Source organism: Streptomyces vulcanius (genome assembly GCF_042653945.1).
Classification (GTDB): Bacteria; Actinomycetota; Actinomycetes; order Streptomycetales; family Streptomycetaceae; genus Streptomyces; species Streptomyces mangrovi.
Map to the genome: position 1 here is coordinate 1 of NZ_JBHSFK010000064.1, position 18,964 is coordinate 18,964.

The following is an 18,964-nucleotide window of genomic DNA, read 5'->3' on the forward strand; positions in this document are numbered from 1 at the left end:
TGGCACGCTGTTGAGTTCTCAAGGAACGGACGCTTCCTTTGTACTCACCCAAGACACTCTCAGGCTTTCCTCCGGGCGCTTCCCTTCGGTCTTGCGTTTCCGACTCTATCAGACCGTTTCCCGATCCGATTTCCTCGGCGCTTTCCAGGTTCCCGCGCTATTCGCTGCGCGGTTTCCCTTTCCGGCGGTTCCGACTTTATCAGAAGTTCTGAGTCGGTTTCCCGCCCCTCCCGGGAGTGCTCCGGGCACGCACGTGGCGGCCGGGTTCCCGTTCTGGCGGAGCCGTAAACGTACTGGAGCGGGGCTCCTCGATGCAAATCGAGGAGCCCCGCTCCAACTCCGCTCGTACGGCGGGGCGTACGTCGCTCAGACCTCCACGACCACCGGGAGGATCATCGGCCTGCGGCGATAGTTGTCCGAGACCCACTTGCCCAGGGTGCGGCGGATGAGTTGCTGCAGCTGGTGGGGCTCGACCACGCCGTCCTGGGCCGAGCGTTCCAGGACTTCGGTGATCCTCGGGGCGACGTCCGCGAAGGCGGAGTCCTCGATGCCGGAGCCGCGGGCCTGGATGTGCGGACCGCCGGTGATCTTGCCGGTGGAGGAGTCCACCACGACGAAGACCGAGATGATGCCTTCGTCGCCGAGGATCTTCCGGTCCTTCAGGGCCGGTTCGCCGACATCGCCGACCGAGAGTCCGTCGACGTAGACGTAACCCGCCTGGACCTTGCCGACGATCTTCGCCTTGCCCTCGACGAGGTCGACGACGACGCCGTCCTCGGCGATGACGATCCGGTCGTGCGGGACACCCGTCAACGCACCCAGCTCGGCGTTGGCCCTCAGGTGGCGCCATTCGCCGTGGACCGGCATCAGGTTCCTCGGGCGGCAGATGTTGTAGAAGTACAGCAACTCGCCGGCCGACGCGTGGCCCGAGACATGCACCTTGGCGTTGCCCTTGTGGATGACGTTCGCGCCCCAGCGGGTCAGGCCGTTGATGACGCGGTAGACCGCGTTCTCGTTGCCGGGGATCAGGGACGACGCCAGGATCACCGTGTCGCCGGGGACGATGCGGATCTGGTGGTCGCGGTTGGCCATGCGGGACAGGGCGGCCATCGGTTCGCCCTGGGAGCCCGTGCAGACCAGGACCACCTCGTGGTCGGGGAGGTCGTCGAGGGTCTTGACGTCCACGACCAGGCCTGGTGGGACCTTCAGATAGCCGAGGTCGCGCGCGATGCCCATGTTGCGGACCATCGAGCGGCCCACGAAGGCGACCCGGCGGCCGTACTCGTGCGCCGCGTCCAGGATCTGCTGGATGCGGTGGACGTGGCTGGCGAAGCTCGCCACGATGATCCGCTTGCGGGCGTTGCCGAAGACCTGGCGCAGGACGTTGGAGATGTCGCGCTCGGGTGGCACGAAGCCCGGGACCTCGGCGTTCGTGGAGTCGGAGAGGAGGAGGTCGATGCCTTCCTCGCTCAGCCGTGCGAACGCGTGCAGGTCGGTCAGACGGTTGTCCAGCGGGAGCTGGTCCATCTTGAAGTCGCCCGTGTGGACCACCATGCCGGCGGGCGTACGGATCGCCACCGCGAGGGCGTCCGGGATGGAGTGGTTGACCGCGATGAACTCGCAGTCGAAGGGTCCGATGCGCTCCCGGTTCCCCTCCGCCACCTCCAGGGTGTACGGACGGATGCGGTGCTCCTGGAGCTTCGCCTCGATGAGGGCGAGGGTCAGCTTGGAGCCGATCAGCGGGATGTCCGGCTTCTCCCGCAGAAGGAAGGGGACGCCGCCGATGTGGTCCTCGTGACCGTGGGTGAGGACGATGCCCTCGATGTCGTCGAGGCGGTCCCGGATCGACGAGAAGTCGGGCAGGATCAGGTCGATTCCGGGCTGCTCCTCCTCGGGGAAGAGCACTCCGCAGTCGACGATCAGGAGACGGCCGCCGTACTCGAAGACCGTCATGTTGCGGCCGATCTCGCCGAGGCCGCCGAGCGGGGTGACCCGCAGACCGCCCTTGGGGAGCGGCTGAGGCGGGGCCAGTTCGGGATGCGGATGACTCAAAAGACTCTCCTCAAACACGCGCGCCACGTACCGGTGGGGCACGTGGCGCGCATGACGTTCGTGCTAGAAGCAGTTGTCGTTGTGGATGGCAGGCACCGGTGGCCTGCGTATTCAGTTAGAGGTATTCAGTTGTGAAGTCTGTTGTCAGAGCTGTACCCCGCCGGCGGCAAGATCGATCTTGAGCTGTTCGATCTCCTCGGGAGAGCATTCGACCATGGGCGAGCGCAGCGGGCCCGCGGGCAGGCCCTGGAGGGCGAGCGCGGCCTTGGTCGTCATGACGCCCTGGGTGCGGAAGACGCCGGTGTAGACCGGGAGCAGCTTCTGGTGGATCTCGGTGGCCTTCTGTACGTCACCGGCGACGAACGCGTCGACGAGGGCGCGCAGATCGGGCGTGACCAGGTGGCCGACGACCGAGACGAAGCCGACCGCGCCCACGGAGAGCAGCGGCAGGTTCAGCATGTCGTCGCCGGAGTACCAGGCGAGGCGGGAGCGCGCGATGGCCCAGCTGGCGCGGCCGAGGTCGCCCTTGGCGTCCTTGTTGGCGACGATCCGGGGGTGCTCGGCGAGGCGGACGAGCGTCTCGGTGCTGATCGGGACGCCGCTGCGGCCGGGGATGTCGTAGAGCATGGCCGGCAGCTCGGTGGCGTCGGCGACAGCGGTGAAGTGGCGGTAGAGGCCCTCTTGCGGGGGCTTGTTGTAGTACGGGGTGACGACCAGGAGGCCGTGTGCGCCCGTCTTCTCGGCGGCCTTGGCGAGTTCGACGCTGTGGTGGGTGTCGTTGGTGCCGACCCCGGCCACGATGTGGGCCCGGTCGCCGACGGCCTCCAGGACGGCTCGTACCAGATCCGATTTCTCCGCGTCCGTGGTGGTGGGCGACTCGCCGGTGGTGCCGTTGATGATCAGGCCGTCGTTGCCTGCGTCCACCAGGTGGGTGGCGAGCCGCTGTGCGCCGTCGAGGTCGAGTCCGCCGTCCGCCGTGAAGGGCGTGACCATGGCGGTGAGGACCCGCCCGAAGGGGGTCTGCGGAGTGGAGGTCGGAGCCATGCTTACACGCTACTCGTTGCTCCCCCTCTGGTCTGCCCTCGGGGGGTTCGGAAAAGTAAGGACAAATGCGGATCCCGGTACTGCCTGCTCGGGGGTTCAAGCAGTACCGGGTCCGTTTGATCAGGCTAGATGAACTTCTCTAAATGCCGCAATACGGACACTTCGCCCGGATGACCCGCACATGTGTGCCGGGTGGGAGAACAAGCCTTCGTTAAGGGGCGACGCGACCGTTGGCGTTGAAGGCGGCGTGTGTGAGGGGCATGAGCTTCTCCCACTCCGCCTCCATCCTCTCCCCCACCATCTCGATCTCCCGCTGCGGGAAGGACGGGACCTTGGCCAGCTCGTGCTGGGTACGCAGGCCGAGGAAGTGCATCAGCGAGCGGGCGTTGCAGGTGGCGTACATCGAGGAGAACAGGCCGACGGGGAGGACCGAGCGGGCCACCTCGCGGGCGACGCCGGCTGCGAGCATTTCCTGGTACGCCTCGTACGCCTGTACGTAGGAGTCCTCCATGGCTCGGCCGACCAGCTCCTGCTGGGCCTGGGTGCCCTCCTCGAAGACGTACTTGCCGGGCCGGCCCTTCTGGACGAGCTTGCGCGCCTCGTCAGGGACGTAGAAGACGGGCTGCAGCTCGCGATAGCGCCCGGACTCCTCGTTGTACGAATTGTGGACGACGATTCCATTGGCCAGGAAGTTGTGCCAGGGACCTTCCACGGAGAGGTCGTAGGTCATCTCCTCGCCGTCCGCCTCGATGGCGACGACGGGATCCGGAACCGCCTCGGCCGTCTTGCCGTCACGCTGGGTCAGGGCCTGCTCGCCGCCGCTCTTGGCGGTATGGCAGGGCTCGCAGGCCGGGGCGAGGTTCTTCTCGTCCAGCGCCCTGGCCAGATCGCCCGCCACCGGGACGACGTGGTCGAGCGCGAGTTGATCACGCGGGAATTCCTGTCCGCACAGGTGGCAGGCGTCGACATCCTTGATCAGCCGCTGCCGCTGCATGGACGTCCATACTCCGATGCCACGGCCCAGACTCGGCGGGATCAGAGCCTGGGAGGGCCTGGGAACGGTCCCCGCCACCATGACGGCGTCACCGAGGGTGAGTTCGCCCGCCTTGACCCAGCCTTCGGGGGTGAACACGGCGTGGTCGACCGTGCAGCGGAGCGTCTTCCCGGAAGCGGTGGTGATCTTGATCAGCGGCTTGACGCCCGATTCGATCACGTCGACGATCCTGGCCCGCTGGGCGAGCAGAGTCTCCTCGTCGTAACAGCGCACGTGGCTGCGCCGGACCGATTCGAGCTTCCGCAGGCGCGTACTCGGATGCTCCTCCCGGAACTCGGCGACGGCGGACTCGGCCGCCTCCCGGTTCTCGTACAGGCCGAGGTAGTGATTGGTTTCGCCGCGACGCACCTGAGCCATCCACTGACCCGCGCGGCTGTGCCAGGTCACCCCGCCGGCGGAGTGCGGGAGGCGGTCCTCCACTCCCAGATGCCAGAGTTCGTGCAGTTCGGCGATGGTGCGCCGACGGAGATTGCCTGCCTCGCTCTCCAGGGTGATCTCGGTGTCTCCCGCGATGCACCAGCCCACCCTGTGCCGCATGAACTCGCGGAAGACGAAGATCGGGGCGCTGATGAAGAAGGTCATCGAGTTGTGCTCGAAGGGGCTGCCGTGCCGGTCCCGCATCAGGTAGTTGATCAGGCCCTTGGAACGCTCCGGGTCCTTGTCCAGCTCGTCCAGGGACTGCTCGCCGGCGGTCGAGACACGGGCGGCGAAGAGCACGTCGGCGTCGGACGCGGTGTGCTTGACCAGTTCGACGGTGACATCACCGCGGAAGCTGGGCTTGAGGTCGTCGGCGGGGGTGTCGGTCACGGGTCGGAGGGTCCCTTCCATCACTTCTCTGGGCGGCGCCCACTCTACGGCCCGCCACTGACATCAGGACGTTCGGATTCGGGGCAGGAAGGCACCTTTTGCGGCACTCGTTCGTCTGTCTTGGTGACAGTGATTCGTTCGAGCCCAGAGAGGTGCGGTACCCCTGATGTTCCGCCGGCGTGAACCAGTTCCGTTCGCCTTCCTTGCGGAGGCTGACAGGTTCCGAAGCAATGTCGCTCCCCCGCCCCGTGAGCGGTCCACCGTGAGTCAGATAGCCGGGCGCTGGCTCCTCGGGCTCACGATCGTCGCCGGGCTCGTGGGTTCGCTCGTCATCGGGATGCCGGCGCTGACCCTGAGCCATTCCGCGCAGACGCAGCAGCCCCAGGCCTCCGAAGGGCGTTGACGGACGCCGCGCGGAGTTCACGCCGCGCCTCCATCCGGCCCCCGATGGTGGTGGGCGCCGGCACGGCCGGATAGCCTCACCGGGCACAGCACACGCAAAGACGAGTGAGGACCAGCCGTGCCCTTGCCCTTCCTGACGGCCGACCGCGCATTCGAGGCGGCGGACGACGTCGCACTGCCCTTCGAGGACCGTGAGCGCTGGCGGCGCCCCTACCGTCCCGGGCCCTGGCGGGTCGGCGTGGCCGCGCTGGCGCTGCTGCTCGCGTCGTATGTGCTGTTCGCGGCGGTCGTCATCGCGCTGACCGGCTCGGTGTCCGAGGCCGGTGTCGTGTTCGGTCTCTCGCTGCTGGTGATCGCCGCCGCGCTGCGGCTGCTGCGCATGGGTACGTGGGTGAGCGCGCGTGGGCTGCGCCAGGTGCGCTTCCTCGTCACCCGGACGGTGCCGTGGAGCCGGGTCGCCGCCGTGCGGACCGTGCAGCAGCCGGTGCGCTGGCTGGGGCTGCCGCGGACGGTCCAGGGGCAGGCGCTCACCGTCGTACGGCGGGACCGGTCGGCGCAGGAGACCATGCTGCTGCTGACCACGCACGGGGCGGACTTCCTGGCACGTGGCGAGGCGTTCGACCGGGCGGCGGACAGGGTCGAGGCGTGGGCCGCGGAGCACGGGCGCGGCTGAGCCTCGGCTCAACCGCGGCTGGGACCGGACGGAACTGAGACCGGCCGCTGCCGAAGCCGGACGGGATCCAGCCCCAGCCACCGCCGAAGCCGGACGGAACCGGGCCGGGCACCCGCCGAGGCCGGAAGGCTCAGACCAGGCACCGTCGAAGACGGACGGAACTCAGACCCAGGCACCCGCCGAGGCCAGGCAGGTCTCAGGCGAACCACCGCCGGGACCGGACGGAACTCAGACCCAGGCACCCGCTGACGCCGGACAGGGCTCAGGCGAACCACGGCCGGGACGGGGCGGAACTCGGGCCAGCCGCCACTGAAGCTGGACAGAGCTGAGACCGGGCGCCGCCTGGGCCGGACGCGAGCCAGGCCGGCCGCCGCGACTGGGCGGAATTCAGGTAGGCCGTCGCCGGGACCGGAGCGGACTCGGGCCAGACGCCTTTGCGTGCGGGCGGGGTCGGCCGGGCGGGGGGTTCGGGCTCAGTGCGGGGGCTGGTGCAGGCCGATGGCGCGTTGCATCGCCTTGCGGGCTCGGGGGGTGTCGCGGGCGTCGTGGTAGGCGACCGCCAGCCGGAACCAGGTGCGCCAGTCGTCGGGGGCCGCCTCGGTCTCGGCCTTGCGGAGGGCGAAGACCTCGTCAGCCGAGTCGCGGTCGATGCGCCCGCCGGGGGTGCGCTTGAGTTCGTCGACGGGGAGGCCGCCCTCCGCGTCGAGTTCGGCGGCGAGGGCGTTGGCCCGCCGGACGAACTGGGTGTTCTTCCAGAGGAACCAGACGCCGATGACCGGCAGGATCAGCACCGCGACCCCGAAGGTGACGGTGATGACCGTGCCGGCCTGTATGAGCATCACGCCACGGCTGCCGACCAGGACGAAGTAGAAGACCAGGACGGCGGCCGTGAGGGCGTAGGACAGCTTGGCGCGCATCTCGAAAGCCTCAGCCCAGGTCCAGGAAGTGTTCGAGACCGAAGGTGAGGCCCGGAGCCGTCACCACCCGGCGCGCGCCCAGCAGGATGCCCGGCATGAAACTGCTGTGGTGGAGCGAGTCATGGCGGACGGTGAGGGTCTCGCCCTCGCCGCCGAGCAGGACCTCCTGGTGGGCGAGGAGCCCGCGCAGGCGGATCGCGTGCACGGGGACGCCGTCCACGCTGGCGCCGCGCGCGCCGTCCAGGGCCGTGGTCGTGGCGTCGGGGGCCGGGGCGGAGCCGGCCGCGCGGCGGGCCTCGGCGATGAGCTGGGCGGTGCGGGTGGCGGTGCCGGAGGGGGCGTCCACCTTGTTCGGGTGGTGCAGCTCGACGACCTCGACGGACTCGAAGTACGGCGCCGCGATCTGCGCGAACTTCATGGTGAGGACCGCGCCGATGGAGAAGTTCGGCGCGATGAGCACGCCGGTCTCCGGGGAGGCGGCCAGCCAGCCGTTCAACTGTGCGAGGCGCTCGTCGGTCCAGCCGGTCGTGCCGACGACGGCGTGGATGCCGTGCCCGACGCAGTACTCGAGGTTCTCCATCACGGAGGCGGGCGTGGTGAGTTCCACGGCGACCTGGGCGCCGGTCGCCGCCAGGGCCTCCAGCGTGTCGCCGCGGCCCAGGGCGGCCACCAGTTCCATGTCCTCGGCGGCCTCGACCGCCCGTACCGCCTCGGAACCGATCCGGCCCTTGGCGCCGAGGACCGCCACACGCAGCTTGCTCATCGTCCTGCTTCCTTACCGAATGCCGAATCCGAATGCCGAATCCGAATGCCGAACCGACTCACCGAGACCGAAGGGGGTCAGGCGACCGCGTCGTTCAGCCGGGCGGCCTGCTTGTCCTTGAGCGGGCCGATGACCGACAGTGAGGGGCGCCGGCCCAGGATCTCGCGGGCCACCGATCGCACCTCGTCCGGGGTCACGGCGGCTATCCGGGTCAGCATGTCGTCGACCGACATCTGCTCGCCCCAGCACAGTTCGCTCTTGCCGATGCGGTTCATGAGCGCGCCGGTGTCCTCCAGTCCGAGGACCGTGGAGCCGCGGAGCTGGCCGATGGCGCGGCCGATCTCGTCGTCGGACAGGCCGTGCTCGGCGACGTGGTCGAGTTCGTCGCGGCAGATCTTCAGCACGTCGTGGACCTGGGACGGGCGGCAGCCGGCGTACACGCCGAAGAGGCCGCAGTCGGCGAAGCCGGAGGTGTACGAGTACACGCTGTAGGCCAGGCCGCGCTTCTCGCGGACCTCCTGGAAGAGCCGGGAGGACATCCCGCCGCCGAGGGCGGTGTTCAGGACGCCGAGGGCCCAGCGGCGGTCGTCGGTGCGGGCCAGGCCCGGCATGCCGAGGACGACGTGCGCCTGCTCGGTCTTGCGGCCGAGGAGTTCGACGCGGCCCGCGGTGCGCAGGGTGCGGCGGCCGTCGCGCGGGGCGATCGGGGTGGCGTCGGTGTTCTTGAGGGCGCCGGCCTTCTCGAAGGCCGCGCGGACCTGTCGTACGACCTTGTTGTGGTCGATGTTGCCGGCCGCCGCGACCACCAGGTGGGTGGGGTCGTAGTGCTTCTTGTAGAAGCGGCGGATGCGGTCGGCGGTGAGGGCGTTGACCGTGTCGACGGTGCCCAGGACCGGGCGGCCGAGGGGGTTGTCGCCGAACATGGTCTGCGCGAACAGGTCGTGGACGCAGTCGCCGGGGTCGTCCTCGGTCATGGCGATCTCTTCGAGGATCGCGCCGCGCTCGACGTTGACGTCGTCCTCGAGGATCAGTGAGCCGGTCAGCATGTCGCAGACGACGTCTATGGCGAGCGGCAGGTCGGCGTCGAGCACGCGTGCGTAGTAGCACGTGTACTCCTTGGCCGTGAACGCGTTCATCTCGCCGCCGACCGCGTCGATCGCGGAGGAGATGTCCAGGGCGGACCTGCGCGTGGTGCCCTTGAAGAGCAGGTGTTCCAGGTAGTGGGTGGCGCCGTTCAGGGACGGGGTCTCGTCGCGGGAGCCGACGTGGGCCCAGATGCCGAAGGTCGCGGAGCGGACCGAGGGGAGGGTCTCGGTGACGATGCGCAGGCCGCCCGGGAGGGTGGTCTTGCGGACCGTGCCGATGCCGTTGTGGCCCTGGATCAGTGTTTGGGTACGGGCGACGGCCCGCGCCTCCGAAGAGGTGCGGGCCGTCGCCTTGGAGCTACGGGACGTCACTGGTCGGCGTCGTCCTTCTTGTCGTCGGCAGAATCTTCTTCGCCCTCGACCACGGGGATCAGGGAGAGCTTGCCGCGGGAGTCGATCTCGGCGATCTCGACCTGGACCTTCTGGCCCACACCGAGAACGTCCTCGACGTTCTCCACGCGCTTGCCGCCGGCCAGCTTGCGGATCTGCGAGATGTGCAGCAGACCGTCCTTGCCCGGGAGCAGCGACACGAACGCACCAAAGGTGGTGGTCTTGACGACCGTACCCAGGTAGCGCTCGCCGACCTCCGGCATGGTCGGGTTGGCGATGCTGTTGATCGTCGTACGGGCGGCCTCGGCGGCCGGGCCGTCGGAGGCACCGATGTAGATGGTGCCGTCGTCCTCGATCGTGATCTCGGCGCCGGTGTCCTCCTGGATCTGGTTGATCATCTTGCCCTTGGGGCCGATGACCTCACCGATCTTGTCCACGGGGATCTTGACGGTGATGATCCGCGGGGCGTTCGGGGACATCTCGTCAGGCGTGTCGATCGCTTCCATCATCACGTCGAGGATGTGGAGGCGGGCGTCACGGGCCTGCTTGAGGGCCGCGGCCAGGACGGAGGCCGGGATGCCGTCCAGCTTGGTGTCGAGCTGGAGGGCGGTGACGAACTCCTTGGTGCCGGCGACCTTGAAGTCCATGTCGCCGAAGGCGTCCTCCGCACCGAGGATGTCGGTGAGGGTGACGTAGTGCGTCTCGCCGTCGATCTCCTGGGAGATCAGGCCCATGGCGATACCGGCGACGGGGGCCTTCAGCGGCACACCGGCGTTCAGCAGCGACATGGTGGACGCGCAGACCGAGCCCATGGACGTCGAGCCGTTGGAGCTCAGCGCCTCGGAGACCTGGCGGATCGCGTAGGGGAACTCCTCGCGGGTCGGCAGGACCGGGACCAGGGCGCGCTCGGCGAGGGCGCCGTGGCCGATCTCGCGACGCTTCGGGGAGCCGACGCGGCCGGTCTCGCCGGTGGAGTACGGCGGGAAGTTGTAGTTGTGCATGTAGCGCTTGCGGGTCACCGGGGAGAGGGTGTCCAGCTGCTGCTCCATGCGGAGCATGTTGAGGGTGGTGACGCCCAGGATCTGGGTCTCGCCACGCTCGAACACGGCGGAACCGTGCACACGCGGAATGGCCTCGACCTCGGCGGCGAGCGTACGGATGTCCGTGACGCCACGGCCGTCGATGCGCTTCTTCTCCTTGATCACGCGCTCGCGGACCAGCTGCTTGGTGAGCGAGCGGTACGCGGCGGAGATCTCCTTCTCGCGGCCCTCGAACTCCGGGAGCAGCTTCTCGGCGGCCAGGCCCTTGACGCGGTCCAGCTCCGACTCGCGCTCCTGCTTGCCCGCGATGGTCAGCGCGGAGGCCAGCTCCGGCTTGACGGCGCCGGTCAGCGCCTCCAGGACGTCGTCCTGGTAGTCGAGGAAGATCGGGAACTCGCCGGTCGGCTTCGCGGCCTTGGCGGCGAGGTCGGCCTGGGCCTTGCAGAGCACCTTGATGAAGGGCTTCGCGGCGTCCAGACCGGCGGCGACGACCTCCTCGGTCGGCGCCTCGGCGCCGCCCTTGACCAGCTGGATGGTCTTGTCGGTGGCCTCGGCCTCGACCATCATGATCGCGACGTCGCCGTCCTCCAGGGCGCGGCCCGCGACGACCATGTCGAAGACGGCGTCCTCGAGCTCGGTGTGCGTCGGGAAGGCGACCCACTGGCCGTTGATCAGCGCGACGCGGACGCCGCCGATCGGGCCGGAGAAGGGCAGACCGGCCAGCTGCGTGGACGCGGACGCGGCGTTGATCGCCACGACGTCGTACAGGTGGTCGGGGTTGAGCGCCATGATGGTGGCGACGACCTGGATCTCGTTGCGCAGGCCCTTCCTGAAGGACGGGCGCAGCGGGCGGTCGATCAGACGGCAGGTGAGGATCGCGTCCTCGCTCGGCCGGCCCTCACGGCGGAAGAAGGAACCGGGGATCTTCCCGGCCGCGTACATGCGCTCCTCGACGTCCACCGTCAGGGGGAAGAAGTCGAGCTGGTCCTTGGGGTTCTTGGAGGCGGTGGTGGCCGACAGCACCATGGTGTCGTCGTCCAGGTACGCCACGGCGGAGCCGGCGGCCTGCTTGGCCAGGCGGCCCGTCTCGAAGCGGATGGTGCGGGTGCCGAAGGCGCCATTGTCGATGACGGCCTCGGCGTAGTGGGTCTCGTTCTCCACTAGCGTTTTCTCCGTTACTTTTCGTCTACGTTTCGTCTTTTGTCCTGATCCGCCCGTGTGGCGGGAGGACGTTGCGGAGAAGCGCCTGGTGCGGGCCGGTCTTCGATCGAAGCACCCGGGTTCGCATTGCCCGGGGGCCACTACCGAGGACCGGCGGCGGCGAGGTGCGCTTCTCCTCGTGATATTGCGTTGTGCTACCACACTACAAAGCGTCGGTGACACTCCGCATGTTTCCGCACATACGGCAAAGGGAGCGGCCCCCGGCAATCAGGGGAACCGCTCCCTCCACGGCGTGTTACTTGGCGCCGGCCGCACCACGGCGGATGCCGAGGCGGTCGACCAGCGCACGGAAGCGCTGGATGTCCTTCTTGGCCAGGTACTGCAGCAGACGGCGACGCTGGCCGACCAGGATCAGCAGACCACGACGGGAGTGGTGGTCGTGCTTGTGGGTCTTGAGGTGCTCGGTCAGGTCGGAGATCCGACGCGACAGCATGGCGACCTGGACCTCGGGGGAGCCGGTGTCGCCCTCCTTCTGGCCGAACTCACCGATGATCTGCTTCTTCGTAGCGGCGTCGAGCGACACGCGTACTCCTCGTAGTCTTTGAATGGCCACCGAGTGCCCCCGGTCTCTTTCTCGGGGGAGCTTCCGTAACTCGGAAGGCGGGGATCCGCTGGGCGCGGCCTCCGGGACGTCCCTTGAGGGGCTCCGGGGGTGCGTACACAAACGGCCGAGAGTCAGGGTACCAGGAGGTGGCGGGCGTCTTCGCCCCGGTTCCCGAACCACGGGGACGGCCGGGCCTCGGCCACTAGGGTGACGCTCGGATCGTTCGTGAAGCCTGTAGGTGCCCAGGTGCCCTATGGGCGTACGTCTGGAAGGGGTCGCTGCGGCATGGCGGAGACGGAAGCGGAGATGAAGGCGCGCAAGGAGCGGGAGCGCGACGAGCTGTACGCGCTCGACATCTCGGGCGTCGAGTGGAAGTGCGCGCCGGGCACGGAGGAGCACGAGGAGCGCGTCGAGATCGCCGAGCTGCCCGACGGCGCCGTGGCGATGCGGTCGTCGCTCGACCCGGACACTGTGCTGCGCTACACGGAGGGGGAGTGGCGGGCGTTCGTGCTGGGCGCGCGGGACGGCGAGTTCGACCTGGAGCCGGCGCCGCACAACGGGGGGGCGGTGGCGGAGTAGGGGCCGGGCCCACCTCTCCGACTCCCGCAGTTTCCCACCGGCGCCGCCGCGGGGCCGGGCACCACCGTTCCGGCTGCCGCGGCTTCTCGCCGGTGACCGCGGGGTGCGGTGCCGGCAGGGGTGCGGATTGGCGGGGGCGGGATCGGCGGGGGCGTCCGGCGGTGCCATCCCTGTACGACGTCCAGGACGGGCCCCGGGACAACCTGCCGTCGGTGCCCTCGCGGGCGACCTCCTGCGCCATCCCGGAACAGTCGGTCACCAGGGCCGGGCGTGGGCGGCTAGTGGACGCCCGCTCGTGGACGCCCGGCTCACGGAGACCCGGCCCGTGGGAGCCCACCCGTGGGGGCCCGGCCCACGGAGACCCGGCCCGTGGGGCCCGACCCGCGGAGACCCGGCCCGTGGGGCCCGACCCGCGGACGCCCGGCCCGTGGGGCCCGACCCGTGGACGCCCGGCCCACGGAGACCCGGCCCGTGGGGCCCGACCCGCGGACGCCCGGCCCGTGGGGCCCGACCCGTAGACGCCCGGCCCACGGAGACCCTGCCCCTGGGGCCCCGCTCGTCGAAGCCCCCGTCGAAGCCCGACGTCCCCGTTCAGCTCGTCATCGAGCGGGCCGTCGTATAGACGTCGAAGACGGCCAGGGCGAGGGGGACCAGGGTGAGGAGGACGAAGCCCTCGGCGATTTCCTTGAAGCGGCCCCAGAACGGGGTGGCGCCGCCGCGGGCGGCGGTCAGGCCGGTCGCGGTGACGATGGCCGTCGCCGCGGCGATGGCCGCGATCAGCCAGATCGTGCGGAGGTCCAGGTCGGCGCGGTCGCCGGTGAGGGCGTCGCGGACGGCCGACAGGGGCGGGTTCAGGGCGAGGCCGAGTCCGAGCAGGACCAGGGAGCCGAGGCCCGCCGCCAGGACGGGGGCGACCTGCGCGGTGTAGCGGAAGAGGTGGGCGCGCATCAGCAGGGCGACGCCGACGGCGAGGGCGAGCAGTTGGGCCCAGAGGTTGTCGGCGAAGCCGAGGACCGCGCAGGAGCCGACGGCGAGCGTCGCGCAGCCGCCGACCAGGCCGACCAGGAGTTCGTGGCCGCGCCGGGCCTGCGCGGTGATGCGCTCGACGTCGACCGGCTCCTGGGGGGCAGGGTCGGCGCCGTACGCGGTGCGCGGGGCGGAGTCGCGGGCGTCGAAGCCGATCGGCAGCCGCGCGAACCGCATGGACAGGCCGGGCAGGAAGGCGAGGGCGCCCACGCCGAGCGGGGCGCACAGCGCGGCGATCTCGGACGGCGTCCAGTGCGCGAGGATCCCCCCGAACACGGCGGCCAGGGCGAGGCCGGAGGCGACGACACAGGCGACGAAGGGGCCGTCGCCGCCCGGCGAGCACAGGGTGAGGAGGACGGCGGCCACCAGCACCGCCGCGCAGGCCAGCAGGAACTGGAGCTTCCCGATCCCCTCGCCGTCGGTGAGCGGGAGGAGGCCGGAGCCGGCCACCCCGACGTTCGGCAGGGCGCCGAGCCCCAGGGCGACGGCCGAGGCGCGGTCGTCGTAGACGCGGGCCCGGACACAGGCGAGGGCGACCAGCAGGACGCCGGTGACGGCGGCGAGGACGCCGGGCAGCGAGTGCATGTCGTGGCGTGGGTCGCCGGTCCAGGCCACGAAGGCGAGCAGGGCGGGCAGGACACCGCCGCCGACGAGGCCCGCGGCACGGGTCAGGTCGGTGCCCCACAGGGCGCGTTCGCGGGTGACGGCGGCGGCGACCGCCTCGGACACGTCGTCGTGGACGGCCGGCGGCAGCGACTCCGAGAAGGGGCGCAGGGTGAGGAGTTCGCCGTCGAGGATGTGCTGGGCGGCGAACGAGCGCGAGCCGTCGAGGACGGTGCCGTCGCGCCGTACGAGGTGGTAGCCGACGGGGGCGCCCTCGGCGGGGCTCTGCCGGGAGAGCCGGAGGATCTCCGGGTAGATGTCGACGACGGGGATGTCGTCGGGCAGTGCCACGTCGATCCTGCTGTCGGGCGCGACGATCGTGACCCGGCAGAAGCCGAGGCCCGTGACCGCCAGGGTCTGTCCTCCTCCGGTGGCTGCCGTCGAGGCCGTGATGCTCACCTGCTGATCCCCCTCAGTGGTGGTTTCCCGCGTCGTTCGTGCTCGTGCTGTGAAGTTCCTGCGCAGCGGACGGGCTGTTCCGGCATTCCGGGCCGCGTCGCATGTGCTCACGCGAACATCCGGCACCCTACCGCCCCCTCGTGCCGGGGGAAGTCAGTAGGATCGCGCGGCGGCCTGCGTCCGCCTGACACGGGGTGGCGGACGGTACTTCGACAGTTCGACAGTACTTTCCCGGATCCTCCGGGGGCCGTTGAGGGAATTGGTGAGCAGTGAGCCACATCGTCGTGAAGCGGCCGCCGAGGTCGCTGCCGTCCGAAGTGCCCACGGGCGAGATCGCCGTGCAGCCGCCGCCCGAGCTGCCGCGGGGGCATCAGGAGAGCGTGCTGATGCAACTCCTGCCGACGCTCGGCATGGGCGGCTCGGTGGTGTTCTTCTTCACGAGCGGGCAGCCGTTCATGCGGATCATGGGCATGGTGATGATCGCCTCGACGGTGGCCATGTCCATCGCGATGGTGGTCCGCTTCCGCCGCGGCTCCCAGGGGCAGTTGGCGGACCTGCGCCGCGACTACCTGAGCTACCTCAGGCAGACCCGGCACACCACGCTGGAGACGGCGAGGGCGCAGCGTGACGCGCAGTACTACCTGCACCCCTCCCCCGAGCAGCTGTGGGCGCTGGTCGCCGAGGGCAGCCGGGTGTGGGAACGGCGGCCGGGCGACGAGGACTTCGCCCAGGTCCGTATCGGGCTGGGCGCCCAGGGGCTGGCCACTCCGCTGCTCGCCCCGGAGACCGGCCCTGTGGAGCAGCTGGAGCCGTTGACGGCGGGCGCGCTGCAGCGCTTCCTCGCCGTCCACTCCACTCTGGACGACCTGCCGATGGCCGTCTCGCTGCGGGCCTTCTACCACGTGACGGTCAGCGGCGACCCGCTGTCCGTACGGTCCTCCGCGCGCGCGATGGCGGGTTCGCTGGCCGCGCTGCACTCCCCCGAGGACCTGCTCCTGGTCGTCGCTGCGGGCCGGGAGGAGCTGGTGCACTGGGAGTGGACGAAGTGGCTGCCGCACGCGCAGGCGCCGAACGCGGTGGACGGCGCCGGGAGCCGGCGGCTGATCGGCGGCGACGCGCGCGAGCTGGAGGACCTGCTCACCACGCGGCTCACCGGACGTCCGCGTTTCCATCCCAACGCCACGCCGCTGCCGGACGAGCCGCACATCGTCGTCGTCCTCGACGGTCTGTCGCTGGCCCCGGACTCGCTCCTGGCCAACCCGGAGGGGCTGCAGGGCGTCACCGTCCTGGAGGTCGTACCGGGTGATCCGACCGGGGCGGGGGGCGATCTCTCCATCGTCGTACAGCCCGGTGTGCTGCATCTGGAGTCCGGGCACGGGGTCGTCTACGAGGGGACGCCCGACACGTTGTCGCAGGAGTCCGCGGAGGTGCTGGCGCGACAGCTGGCGCCGCTGCGGATGGCGTCCGGCGGGGACGACGACGAGCCGCTGCTGGCGAACCTGGAGTTCACCGACCTGCTGAACCTGGGGGACGCGGCGTCCGTCGACCCGCGGCGCACGTGGCGGCCGCGGTCGCTGGCGGAGCGGCTGCGGGTGCCGATCGGGGTCGGCGAGGACGGCCGTCCGGTGATGCTGGACCTCAAGGAGGCGGCGCAGGAGGGCATGGGCCCGCACGGGCTGTGCGTGGGCGCGACCGGTTCCGGCAAGTCCGAGCTGCTGCGCACCCTGGTCCTCGGCCTGGCGGTCACCCACTCCTCCGAGACCCTGAACTTCGTCCTCGCCGACTTCAAGGGCGGCGCGACCTTCGCGGGTATGGCGCAGATGCCGCATGTGGCGGCCGTCATCACCAACCTCGCGGACGACCTGACGCTCGTCGACCGCATGGGCGACTCCATCCGCGGTGAGCTCAACCGCCGTCAGGAGATGCTGCGGGACGCGGGCAACTACGCCAACATCCACGACTACGAGAAGGCGCGGGCGGCCGGTGCGCCGCTGCAGCCGATCCCGTCTCTGGTGCTGGTCATCGACGAGTTCAGTGAACTCCTCACCGCCAAGCCGGACTTCATCGAGATGTTCGTGCAGATCGGCCGGATCGGCCGCTCGCTCGGCGTGCATCTGCTGCTGGCCTCGCAGCGTCTGGAGGAGGGCCGGCTGCGCGGTCTGGAGACGTATCTGTCGTACCGGATCGGTCTGCGGACCTTCTCGGCGGCCGAGTCGCGGGCTGCGCTCGGTGTGCCGGACGCCTACGAGCTGCCGAACGTGCCGGGTTCCGGCTTCCTGAAGTTCGGCACGGGCGAAATGGTGCGGTTCAAGGCGGCGTACGTCTCCGGTGTCTACCGTTCGGGCGGTCAGCGGGCGGCGCTGGGCGGCGGCCCGCTGCCGCTGGACCGGCGGCCGGTGCTGTTCACGGCGGCGGAGGTGCCGGTGCACTACGTGCAGCTTCCCGCGCAGCGTGCCTCGGACGAGGGCCCGGAGGTCGACGAGGCGCTCGCGGACACGGTTCTCGATGTGATCGTGCGGCGGCTGGAGGCGCAGGGCCCGGCGGCGCACCAGGTGTGGCTGCCGCCGCTGGACAGCCCGCCGTCGCTGGACACGCTGCTGCCCGGTCTGACGGCGGTGCAGGGCCGGGGTCTCACACAGCCCGGCTACGAGGGCGCGGGCCGGCTGGTCGTACCGGTCGGCCTGGTGGACAAGCCGTACGAGCAGCGCCGGGACGCGCTGTGGGCGGACTTCTCCGGCGCGGCCGGCCATATGCAGATCCTGGGCGGCCCCCAGTCCGGCAAGTCCACCCTCCTCCGCTCCCTGATCTGCTCCTTCGCACTCACCCACACCCCGCACGAGGTGCAGTTCTACGGCCTCGACTTCGGCGGTGGCGGTATGTCGGCGGTGGCCGGGCTGCCGCACGTGGGCGGTGTGGCGTCCCGCCTCGACCCGGAGCGGGTGCGGCGCACGGTGGCCGAGGTGTACGGCGTGATGACGCGCCGCGAGGAGTACTTCCGCTCGTCGGGCATCTCCTCGATCGCCGACTTCCGCACCAAGCGGGCGCGGGGCGAGATCTCGATCACGGACCAGCCCTGGGGAGACGTCTTCCTGGTCATCGACGGCTGGGGCAACTTCCGGGCGGACTACGAGGCGCTGGACCAGATCGTGCACGAGATCGCCGCGCGCGGTCTCGGCTACGGCATCCACCTCGTCCTGACGGCCTCCCGCTCGATGGAGGTCAGGGCGGCCCTCAAGGACCACCTGATGAACCGTCTGGAGCTGCGGCTCGGCGACACGATGGACTCCGAGCTGGACCGCAAGGTCGCCGCGAACGTCCCCTCGGGCGTTCCCGGCCGTGGCCAGTCCCCGCAGAAGCTGCACTTCATGGGGGCGGTGCCGCGCATCGACGGGCTGGCCTCCGACACGGACCTCTCCGACGCCACGCAGGCGCTGGCGGCCGAGGTCACCCGGCACTGGCAGGCGGCGCCCGCGCCCGAAGTACGGCTGCTGCCGCGTGAGTTCCCGGCCACGCAGCTCCCGCCGGGCGACCGCTTCCCCCGGCAGGGTGTCGCCTTCGCGCTCGACGAGACCAACCTGGAGCCGGTCTTCGTCGACTTCGAGCAGGACCCGTTCTTCCTCGTCTTCGGCGAGAGCGAGTCCGGCAAGTCGAACCTGCTGCGGCTGCTGATCAAGCAGCTCACGGAGCGCTACTCGGGCGACGAGTGCAAGCTGTTCGTGGTCGACAACCGCCGCTCCCTGCTGGATGTCACGCCGTCCTCCCACCTGGCCGAGTACATCCCGATGTCCAACGCCATGGAGCACCACATGTCCGCCCTGGCCAACCTGATGCAGCGGCGCACGCCGACGGCGGACGTGACGGCGCAGCAGCTGCGCAACCGCAGCTGGTGGCAGGGGCCGACGGTGTTCGTCGTCGTCGACGACTACGACCTCGTCGCCACGTCGAGCGGCAATCCGCTGGCGGGGCTGACGGAGATGCTGCCGTTCGCCCGGGACGTGGGCGTCCGCTTCATCGTCGCCCGCTCGACGGCGGGCGCGGGCCGGGCCGGTTACGAGGCGTTCATGCAGCGCGTCAAGGAACTCGGCGCGCAGGGCGTGGTCCTGGCCGGCGACCCGGCGGAGGGCGACGTGCTCGGCGGGGTCCGGCCTCGTCCGATGCCCGTGGGCCGGGGCGTGTTCGTGTCCCGGCGGCGGGGGAAGCCTTTGATCCAGGTGGGGTTGGCGGGCGACGGCTTGTCCTGAGGACCTGTCGGGTTTCCCGAGGGCTTGTGGAAAACTTGGCCATGTCCATGCACTCGCTTGAACT

12 protein-coding genes and 3 pseudogenes are annotated in these 18,964 nt (G+C 70.2%); 4 read left to right on the top strand and 11 right to left on the bottom strand.

The genetic code is table 11. From position 1 onward, the window contains the following. Nucleotides 1-366: 366 nt before the first annotated feature. The 5 genes and pseudogenes from ACFPIH_RS52495 to ACFPIH_RS52515 form a co-directional block, all read right to left on the bottom strand. Nucleotides 367-2,052, bottom strand: a complete 1,686-nt coding sequence (locus tag ACFPIH_RS52495; RefSeq protein ID WP_381187041.1) for a ribonuclease J — start codon at nt 2,050-2,052, stop codon at nt 367-369. A gap of 144 nt (nt 2,053-2,196) precedes the next feature. Then, complete coding sequence (dapA, locus tag ACFPIH_RS52500; protein WP_381187039.1) at nt 2,197-3,096, bottom strand: 4-hydroxy-tetrahydrodipicolinate synthase; 900 nt, start codon at nt 3,094-3,096, stop codon at nt 2,197-2,199. Between the two features lie 211 nt (nt 3,097-3,307). Further along, a pseudogene (thyX, locus tag ACFPIH_RS52505) lies at nt 3,308-3,757 on the bottom strand (FAD-dependent thymidylate synthase); the annotation flags it as partial. A 3-nt stretch (nt 3,758-3,760) separates the two neighbouring features. Next, a pseudogene (locus tag ACFPIH_RS52510) lies at nt 3,761-4,687 on the bottom strand (HNH endonuclease); the annotation flags it as partial. Next, nucleotides 4,667-4,957 (bottom strand): annotated as a pseudogene (locus ACFPIH_RS52515) (FAD-dependent thymidylate synthase); the annotation flags it as partial. The pseudogenes ACFPIH_RS52515 and ACFPIH_RS52510, both read right to left, overlap by 21 nt. A gap of 166 nt (nt 4,958-5,123) precedes the next feature. Between ACFPIH_RS52515 and ACFPIH_RS52520 the strand changes: the two are divergent. Further along, nucleotides 5,124-5,360 carry a hypothetical protein gene (locus tag ACFPIH_RS52520; RefSeq protein WP_381187037.1) on the top strand — a complete coding sequence of 79 codons (237 nt, stop codon included), beginning with the start codon at nt 5,124-5,126 and terminating at the stop codon, nt 5,358-5,360. Nucleotides 5,361-5,477: 117 nt separating this feature from the next. Beyond that, nucleotides 5,478-6,032 (top strand): hypothetical protein, encoded by a 555-nt coding sequence (locus ACFPIH_RS52525; RefSeq protein ID WP_381187034.1) that lies wholly within the window; start codon nt 5,478-5,480, stop codon nt 6,030-6,032. A gap of 473 nt (nt 6,033-6,505) precedes the next feature. Here ACFPIH_RS52525 and ACFPIH_RS52530 read toward each other — a convergent pair whose 3' ends face one another. The 5 genes from ACFPIH_RS52530 to rpsO all read right to left on the bottom strand — a co-directional run bounded on the left by ACFPIH_RS52530 (nt 6,506) and on the right by rpsO (nt 11,971). Further along, nucleotides 6,506-6,949: a hypothetical protein gene (locus ACFPIH_RS52530; protein ID WP_381187032.1), complete on the bottom strand. Its 444-nt coding sequence runs from the start codon at nt 6,947-6,949 to the stop codon at nt 6,506-6,508. A 10-nt stretch (nt 6,950-6,959) separates the two neighbouring features. After that, the gene (gene dapB, locus ACFPIH_RS52535) at nt 6,960-7,712 is read right to left on the bottom strand and encodes a 4-hydroxy-tetrahydrodipicolinate reductase (protein WP_381187029.1); all 753 of its coding nucleotides are present in this window, start codon (nt 7,710-7,712) and stop codon (nt 6,960-6,962) included. Nucleotides 7,713-7,789: 77 nt separating this feature from the next. Further along, complete coding sequence (locus ACFPIH_RS52540) at nt 7,790-9,169, bottom strand: M16 family metallopeptidase (RefSeq protein ID WP_381187026.1); 1,380 nt, start codon at nt 9,167-9,169, stop codon at nt 7,790-7,792. Continuing rightward, nucleotides 9,166-11,388 (bottom strand): polyribonucleotide nucleotidyltransferase, encoded by a 2,223-nt coding sequence (locus ACFPIH_RS52545; protein WP_381187024.1) that lies wholly within the window; start codon nt 11,386-11,388, stop codon nt 9,166-9,168. Before ACFPIH_RS52545 ends, ACFPIH_RS52540 begins: the two co-directional genes overlap by 4 nt. A gap of 295 nt (nt 11,389-11,683) precedes the next feature. Further along, nucleotides 11,684-11,971, bottom strand: coding sequence for a 30S ribosomal protein S15 (rpsO, locus tag ACFPIH_RS52550; protein WP_073494901.1), 288 nt, complete (start codon nt 11,969-11,971; stop codon nt 11,684-11,686). Nucleotides 11,972-12,277: 306 nt separating this feature from the next. Between rpsO and ACFPIH_RS52555 the strand changes: the two genes are divergently transcribed. Then, the gene (locus ACFPIH_RS52555) at nt 12,278-12,571 is read left to right on the top strand and encodes a DUF397 domain-containing protein (protein WP_381187021.1); all 294 of its coding nucleotides are present in this window, start codon (nt 12,278-12,280) and stop codon (nt 12,569-12,571) included. A gap of 591 nt (nt 12,572-13,162) precedes the next feature. Here the strand turns inward: ACFPIH_RS52555 and eccD are convergent. Further along, on the bottom strand, nt 13,163-14,659 hold the full coding sequence (gene eccD / locus ACFPIH_RS52560) for a type VII secretion integral membrane protein EccD (protein WP_381187018.1): 1,497 nt from the start codon (nt 14,657-14,659) through the stop codon (nt 13,163-13,165). A gap of 269 nt (nt 14,660-14,928) precedes the next feature. Here eccD and eccCa point away from each other — a divergent pair, with 269 nt between their 5' ends. Next, entirely contained in the window at nt 14,929-18,900 is a 3,972-nt protein-coding gene (gene eccCa / locus ACFPIH_RS52565) for a type VII secretion protein EccCa (RefSeq protein ID WP_381187016.1), read from the top strand. Nucleotides 18,901-18,964 lie beyond the last annotated feature (64 nt).

What these genes read in the sequence shown, in the direction of transcription:
- ACFPIH_RS52530 (WP_381187032.1), bottom strand. Translation starts at nt 6,949, where the DNA reads ATGCGCGCCAAGCTGTCCTACGCCCTCACGGCCGCCGTCCTGGTCTTC.
- ACFPIH_RS52520 (WP_381187037.1), top strand. Translation starts at nt 5,124, where the DNA reads ATGTTCCGCCGGCGTGAACCAGTTCCGTTCGCCTTCCTTGCGGAGGCT.
- dapA (WP_381187039.1), bottom strand. Translation starts at nt 3,096, where the DNA reads ATGGCTCCGACCTCCACTCCGCAGACCCCCTTCGGGCGGGTCCTCACC.
- ACFPIH_RS52555 (WP_381187021.1), top strand. Translation starts at nt 12,278, where the DNA reads ATGGCGGAGACGGAAGCGGAGATGAAGGCGCGCAAGGAGCGGGAGCGC.
- dapB (WP_381187029.1), bottom strand. Translation starts at nt 7,712, where the DNA reads ATGAGCAAGCTGCGTGTGGCGGTCCTCGGCGCCAAGGGCCGGATCGGT.